Genomic DNA, 652 nt, shown 5'->3' with positions numbered 1-652 from the left:
TCTGCCGGTGACAAACAGCGGCCGATCGGCGCCGGTGCCCAGACCGTGTCGTGGTAAATCGTCCAGGTAGACCTGTAGCGCCTCGGTGGTGCTGGTATCGAGGCAGACGATGCGTTCGCGACCGAGCTTCGCGTGCCGGATCATCAGGGTCTTCTGATTCATATCGAGGTCGCCGACACTCAGGTGCAGCGTCTCACCGATGCGCATTCCGGTGACGAAGAGCAACCCGATGAGGGTGCGCATGGTGGCGGCACGCAGGGGCGTGAACACCACGTCGGCGGCATCCATGAGGTCGACGATCTGCGAGGTCGAATACAGATACGGGGTGGCTCGGCGAGACGAGGTCGGTGCCTGCCGACAGGCCGGCACGACGACGGGAAGGTCGGATCCGGCGAGGTAGAGCGCGAAGCCCCGCACGATCGACAATCGGGCCGAGACCCAGGAAGGTGCCGCCTGATCAGGGACGTTCGCCCAGGTCAGCACGTCGGAGTTGCTGAACAGCAGACCGTCGTCGCGACGGTGCGGCAGCGAGGCGACGAACTGCGGGAGCAATCGCTGTATCTTGCGGCTCGGTTGGAATCCTCGTGCGATGCGGAAGGCGAGGTACTCGTCGATGAGGGCAGCCCAGTCGGGCATCACTGCCCCCTGACCG

1 protein-coding gene is annotated in these 652 nt (G+C 64.9%); it reads right to left on the bottom strand.

Going from position 1 to position 652, the window contains the following annotated elements:
• On the bottom strand, positions 1–483 hold a 483-nt coding region (locus OEY_RS29410; RefSeq protein WP_237713818.1), incomplete at its 3' end, for a tyrosine-type recombinase/integrase.
• Positions 484–652 lie beyond the last annotated feature (169 nt).

The organism is Rhodococcus sp. P14 (genome assembly GCF_000256505.1).
GTDB lineage: Bacteria > Actinomycetota > Actinomycetes > Mycobacteriales > Mycobacteriaceae > Rhodococcus > Rhodococcus ruber.
This window is presented reverse-complemented; position numbering and strand designations above follow the sequence as displayed.